Source organism: Streptomyces sp. NPDC059010, from assembly GCF_042740355.1.
In the GTDB taxonomy this organism is placed as follows: Bacteria; Actinomycetota; Actinomycetes; order Streptomycetales; family Streptomycetaceae; genus Streptomyces.
The window spans coordinates 21074-27073 of record NZ_JBHYJA010000077.1 but is presented as its reverse complement, the minus strand read 5'-3'; the positions used below and the strand labels follow the sequence as shown (position 1 = coordinate 27073).

Below are 6000 nucleotides of genomic sequence, written 5' to 3'. Positions count from 1 at the left end.
CTTGCTCCTCCACCACCCCCCCCCCCACAACACCCCCCCCCACCCCCCCTCCGTCTTCGCCGGGTCACGCGAGTCGCCGTACCAGCCGCAGCAGATCCGCGTTGGAGCTCCGCCGCGCCCAGGCGATCAGGGCGAGCGGCACGATCAGGATGAGCGGTGTCGCCGCGTTCTCCCCGTGGAACGCGGTGATCGTGACGACGAACGCCCCCACCATCAGCGCGCTCAACGCCATCGCCGCCACCGACTGCAGCACCGGGATCAACAGCGCTATGGCACCGGCCAGTTCGAGTGCCCCGATGGTGTACATCCCCGCGCTGCCCCAGCCGAGCTCGTCGAAGCCCTCGGCGGCCGACGGGTGCGCGATCAGCTTGGGCAGCGCGCTCGCGATCGCGTAGAAGAGAGCGAGCAGAATCTGCAGGCCGCGCAGGGCGATACGGGCCCGGCGACCGCGCGGAGTCGCGGACTCGGCGATGACGGTGCGGGAGGCGGAAGCAGAGGCGGTGGTCTCGGACATGGGGTCTCCTGTGTTCAGCGGTCCGTGGTGCTGTCAGAGAGGTAGACCGGTGCCCGCTGCGGAACTCATCGCCGTACGAACGGATTTACCGACGGAATTTCAGGCACGGCGGTCGAACGGCAGCCACCCGTGCCCGATGTACCAGTGGCCGCCCGCCCGCAGATGGTCCCCGACGGCCCGCTCGACCGCCGTGCGGCGCGGCAGGCTCTCGATCGGCAACTCCGGGTCGCCGAACACGAATTGGACCGGCTCGGCGTCGGCCGGCTCCCGGTCCTCGCGGGCGACGCGGAAACGCCCCTGGAACCGGACGATGTTGGAGTCCGCGGGAAGGTACTTCGCGAGCTGCCCGTCCAGCAGCCAGGAGTGGCAGATCGCCACCCGGTACCGCTCCTCGGGGAAGTGCCGGGCGAAGAACTCCCGGGCCAGCGCCAGGGACCGGTCGACGGCGGCCGGGGACAGCGGCCCGTGGAAGTCGGGTATGTGCAGATTGAGGCAGGGCGAGTTCGGACCCACGTCGAGTCCGGCCGCCGCGAGCCTGGCCCCCGTCCGCTGTCCGAGCCGCGCCCGCTCGAACTGCAGCCGGCCCAGCTGGTACAGCTCGCCGCGGAAGTGGTGGACGAGCCACCAGGGAGCCTGCACTCCCGCCCGGCCGTACCGTCTGCGGAACACGGCCATGTTCCGCCCGAGGTCGGCGAGCGTGCGCCGGGAGACGTCGGCCGGGACGCCCCGCTCACGGTGGTACGCGCGCGTGGACGGCAGCGCCGCGACGAACACGTACACCGGGAAGCAGCGCTGCAAGGGGCCCGCGGCCCAGTCGAGGTCGGGCAGGTCGACCGGGCCGCCGACCTCCCCCATCCCCCGGACGAGCTCGTCGACGGACCGCTCAAGGAACCGCCGCAGCTCCGGGTCGTCCGTCACCCGCCGGCCCATCCGGACGAGGTCGTTGATGTCCTCGTGGGGTACCTGGAGGTCGAGCAGCACTTCGGCGAGGTCATCGGTGTCCGGCAGCACGAGGCCCCCTGCGAGGAGTACGAGGAGTACGTTTCAGAGAGGAGTGATGGTTCCGATGCGTACGGGCAGTGAGCCGGCGACGGCACGCAGTGCACTGCGGGCCCGCTTCTGGCTGTGCGTGTGGGGCCTGGTCTGGGCGGTCTTCGGCACCGTCGCGTTCACGCTCGCGGGCCGTCCCGGCTGGGCGGCGGCCTGCGCGGTGCTGTGGCTGGTGGTCACGGTCGACATGGCGATGGTACTCAGACACATCCGCCAGGGCCCGCACTACCAGCCGGGCCGCGACATACCGCCGTACCGTCCGCCCGAGGACCGCCCCTACCGGCCGCCGCCACCGCGCGACCCGCACCCCTAGCCGCACCGGAGAGCCGTCACCCCCGGTTCTCCTCGTGGCCGCTCACGCGTCGAACCGTGCCGCCTTGAGATACCGCGGGTTCGGATCGAGCGCGGCGGCCAGCCGGAAGTGCCGCTTGGCCTGGTCGGGTCTGCCCTGGCGCTCGTAGGTCCGGGCGAGCGCGAAGTGCGCGAAGGCGTTGTCCGGCTCGCGCTCCAGGACGATGGTGAACTCCAGCTCGGCGGGCCGCAGTTGAGCGGCGGCGAAGAAGGCACGCGCGCGCAGCAGCCGGGCGGCGGTGTTCTCCGGGTGCATGGCGATGACCCCGTCGAGCAGCTTCACCGCGCCCCGCGGATCCCGCGCGTCGAGCAGTTGCTCGGCGGCACGGAAGTCGATGACATGCGTCTCCGGAGTACGTCCGGTCGAACCGCTGGTCTCGGGCACGGCAGAGTCCTTCCCTCGCTGGCCGAGTTCAACGCGCGACCCGCGCGCCGCTATTCCTGGGACGACCGGGACGCCCGGGGCTCTTCGGCGTGGGCTCTGCGCACGAGCTCGTCCCACACGTCCTTCACACGCCGCTGAAGCATGTCCAGGGGTACGTCGTTGTCGATCACGATGTCCGCGATCTCCCGGCGCTTCTCGCGCGTCGCCTGCGCGGCCATCCGGGCGCGCGCGTCCTCCTCGGTCATACCGCGCAGCCGCACGAGCCGGTCCAGCTGGGTCTCGGTGCCGGCGTCCACGACGACCACCACGTCGTACAGCGGCGCGAGTCCGTTCTCCGTGAGCAGCGGGACGTCGTGCACGACGACGGCGTCCTCGGCGGCGGCTTCCTCCAGCTCACGGGAGCGGGCCCCGACGAGCGGGTGCACGATCGAGTTGAGCACGGCGAGCCGGTCCGGGTCGGCGAAGACGATCGAGCCCAGTCTGGGCCGGTCCAGGCTGCCGTCCCCGGCGAGCACCTCCTCGCCGAACGCCTCCACGACGGCGGCGAGACCGGGCGTCCCGGGCGCGACGACCTCCCGCGCGATCCGGTCCGCGTCGATCAGCACGGCCCCGCACTCCACGAGCAGCCGCGACACCTCGCTCTTGCCGGCACCGATGCCGCCGGTCAGGCCCACCTTCAACATGTGCCGCAGCTTAGGCCCTGCCACTGACATCACCACCCGGCAGGCCAGGTCGGCCCTCAGTTGTCGCCTTCCCGCTCCGCCAGGAACCGCTCGAACTCGCGCCCGATCTCGTCCGCCGACGGGATGTCCGCCGGCTCGGCGAGCATGTTGCCCCGGGACTCGGCGCCGGCGACGGCGTCGTACTGGTGCTCCAGACCTTCGACGAGGTTGGTGAGCTCGTCGTCGCCCTCGCGGATCTGGCGGTCGATCTCGTTCTGCGTGCGGTGCGCCTCCGTGCGCAGGGAGTGCGCGACGGCGGGCAGGACGAGTCCGGTGGCCGCGGTGACGGCCTCCAGAACGGTCAGCGCCGCGTCCGGGTACGGGGAGCGCGCGATGTAGTGCGGAACGTGCGCGGCGACGCCCAGCACATCGTGCCCGGCCTCCATCAGCCGGTACTCGATGAGCGACTCGGCGCTGCCGGGCACCTGCGCCTCGTCGAAGGGGCTGCTGTGGCCCGGGACGAGCTCGGTGCGGTTGCCGTGCGGGGTGAGGCCGACCGGGCGGGTGTGCGGGACGCCCATGGGGATGCCGTGGAAGTTCACGGACAGGCGCACCCCGAGCCGCTCCACGATCTCCTTGACGGCCGCGGCGAAACGCTCCCACTCCACGTCCGGCTCGGGCCCGGACAGCAGCAGGAAGGGCGCCCCGGTGGCGTCCTGCACGAGCCGCACCTCGATGGCGGGGTCCTCGTAGCCGGCCCAGCGGTCGCGCTGGAACGTCAGCAGCGGGCGACGGGCGCGGTAGTCCACCAGCCGGTCGTGATCGAAGCGGGCGACGACCTGGTGGGGCAGCGAGTCGAGGACCCGGTCGACGATCTGGTCGCCGGTCTCGCCCGCGTCGATGTATCCGTCGAAGTGGTAGAGCATGACAAGACCGGCCGACTCCTGGGCCAGCGCCATGTCGACGACAGCCAGCCCCTTCGGCTCCCACGCGTACAAACCCTGCGGATCAAGCACAGTGACCGCTCCTCCTCGTGTCCGTACGTCACAACACCCTTACGGACACGGGCATTCCCGAAGGAGGGGCCCCCGATCTTGAGACCGGATGAGCAACGCCCCTCAAGGGGCGCGGGGCTGCATCGATATGCGGCTCCGCCGCGTGGGCGCGCCAAGCCCCCACCGGCCGCACGCCGAAACACAAACCCGGGGCAACACTGAGGGGCCGCACCTCGAAAGGTACGGCCCCTCAGTTACCGGCTAAGCCTCAGCGAGCTGGGGGTACCCCCTCTGGGGGAGTTCAGCTCTGGCCACCCGCGAGCTTCTCGCGAAGCGCGGCAAGCGCCTCGTCCGACGCCAGCGCACCGGAGGTGTCCGCACCCTCGGAGGAGTACGAACCGCCACCCGCGGCCGGAGCCGCACCCGCGGCCTCGCCACCCTCGGCGGCAGCGGCAGCGTCGGCCTCGCGGCTCTTGATGACCTGCTGCTGGTGCTGCTCGAAGCGCTGCTGCGCCTCGGCGTACTGGTGCTCCCACGCCTCGCGCTGGGTCTCGTACCCTTCGAGCCAGTCGTTGGTCTCGGGGTCGAAGCCCTCGGGGTAGATGTAGTTGCCCTGGTCGTCGTAGGACGCGGCCATGCCGTACAGGGTCGGGTCGAACTCGACCGTGGCCGGGTCGGCGCCGAAGGCCTCGTTGGCCTGCTTCAGGGACAGCGAGATCCGGCGACGCTCAAGGTCGATGTCGATGACCTTGACGAAGATCTCGTCGTTGACCTGGACGACCTGCTCCGGGATCTCCACGTGGCGCTCGGCCAGCTCGGAGATGTGGACCAGACCCTCGATGCCCTCGTCCACGCGGACGAACGCACCGAACGGAACCAGCTTCGTGACCTTGCCGGGCACGACCTGGCCGATCTGGTGGGTGCGGGCGAACTGCTGCCACGGGTCTTCCTGGGTCGCCTTCAGCGACAGGGAGACACGCTCGCGGTCCATGTCGACGTCGAGGACCTCGACGGTGACTTCCTGGCCGACCTCGACAACCTCGGACGGGTGGTCGATGTGCTTCCAGGACAGCTCGGAGACGTGGACCAGACCGTCGACGCCACCCAGGTCCACGAAGGCACCGAAGTTGACGATCGAGGAGACGACGCCGGAACGGACCTGACCCTTCTGGAGGGTCGTGAGGAACGTCTGGCGGACCTCGGACTGGGTCTGCTCCAGCCAGGCACGGCGGGACAGGACCACGTTGTTGCGGTTCTTGTCCAGCTCGATGATCTTGGCCTCAAGCTCCTTGCCCACGTAGGGCTGGAGGTCGCGAACGCGGCGCATCTCGACCAGGGAGGCCGGGAGGAAGCCACGGAGGCCGATGTCGAGGATGAGACCACCCTTGACGACCTCGATGACGGTACCGGTGACGATCCCGTCCTCTTCCTTGATCTTCTCGATGGTGCCCCAGGCACGCTCGTACTGGGCGCGCTTCTTCGAGAGGATCAGGCGGCCTTCCTTGTCCTCCTTCTGGAGAACAAGGGCCTCGATCTCGTCACCGACGGCGACGACCTCGTTGGGGTCGACGTCGTGCTTGATGGAGAGCTCGCGGCTCGGGATAACGCCTTCGGTCTTGTAACCGATGTCGAGCAGGACCTCGTCCCGGTCGACCTTCACGATGACGCCGTCGACGATGTCGCCGTCGTTGAAGTACTTGATCGTCTCGTCGATCGCGGCGAGGAAGGCTTCCTCGTTACCGATGTCGTTGACCGCTACCTGCGGGGTGGTGGCGGTGGTCTCGGTGCTGCTCGTCATGTGGGAAAGGGCTCCGGTACGGACATTGAAGTCGTAGGTACTGCTTACGCCGGGAGCCCGTTTCGCTCTGAAGAAGCCGGACAGCCAAGGAAGCGCCACAGAAATCCAGTGGCGCCTCGACAACCGAGGGGACATACAACAGATGCGAGCGCAGCCTGCTACGTCTGAGGTGCGCAGGCCCGCAGCGCAACTTGTAGCATACGGGGGCAGCCGGACAGGGTCAATGCGCGAAGCCGCACACCCGG

The 6000-nt window shown here is 69.7% G+C and carries 7 protein-coding genes; 1 reads left to right on the top strand and 6 read right to left on the bottom strand.

Features of this window, described 5'->3' with window-relative positions; genetic code table 11:
* Positions 1-64: 64 nt before the first annotated feature.
* The gene (locus ACFWYS_RS44780; RefSeq protein ID WP_384782471.1) at positions 65-514 is read right to left on the bottom strand and encodes a DoxX family protein; all 450 of its coding nucleotides are present in this window, start codon (positions 512-514) and stop codon (positions 65-67) included.
* A 99-nt stretch (positions 515-613) separates the two neighbouring features.
* The gene (locus ACFWYS_RS44775) at positions 614-1525 is read right to left on the bottom strand and encodes an acyltransferase domain-containing protein (protein WP_384782469.1); all 912 of its coding nucleotides are present in this window, start codon (positions 1523-1525) and stop codon (positions 614-616) included.
* A gap of 46 nt (positions 1526-1571) precedes the next feature.
* Here ACFWYS_RS44775 and ACFWYS_RS44770 point away from each other — a divergent pair, with 46 nt between their 5' ends.
* Positions 1572-1877: a DUF6343 family protein gene (locus ACFWYS_RS44770; protein WP_384782467.1), complete on the top strand. Its 306-nt coding sequence runs from the start codon at positions 1572-1574 to the stop codon at positions 1875-1877.
* Positions 1878-1919: 42 nt separating this feature from the next.
* On the opposite strand, the gene ACFWYS_RS44765 is transcribed toward ACFWYS_RS44770, so the two are convergent.
* The 4 genes from ACFWYS_RS44765 to rpsA form a co-directional block, all read right to left on the bottom strand.
* Positions 1920-2300: a tetratricopeptide repeat protein gene (locus ACFWYS_RS44765; protein ID WP_384782465.1), complete on the bottom strand. Its 381-nt coding sequence runs from the start codon at positions 2298-2300 to the stop codon at positions 1920-1922.
* Between the two features lie 50 nt (positions 2301-2350).
* A complete protein-coding gene (gene coaE, locus ACFWYS_RS44760; RefSeq protein ID WP_384782463.1) occupies positions 2351-2983 on the bottom strand; it encodes a dephospho-CoA kinase in 633 nt (210 codons plus the stop codon).
* A 56-nt stretch (positions 2984-3039) separates the two neighbouring features.
* Complete coding sequence (locus tag ACFWYS_RS44755; protein ID WP_384782461.1) at positions 3040-3978, bottom strand: PAC2 family protein; 939 nt, start codon at positions 3976-3978, stop codon at positions 3040-3042.
* Between the two features lie 280 nt (positions 3979-4258).
* Complete coding sequence (gene rpsA, locus ACFWYS_RS44750) at positions 4259-5755, bottom strand: 30S ribosomal protein S1 (RefSeq protein ID WP_123964470.1); 1497 nt, start codon at positions 5753-5755, stop codon at positions 4259-4261.
* Positions 5756-6000 lie beyond the last annotated feature (245 nt).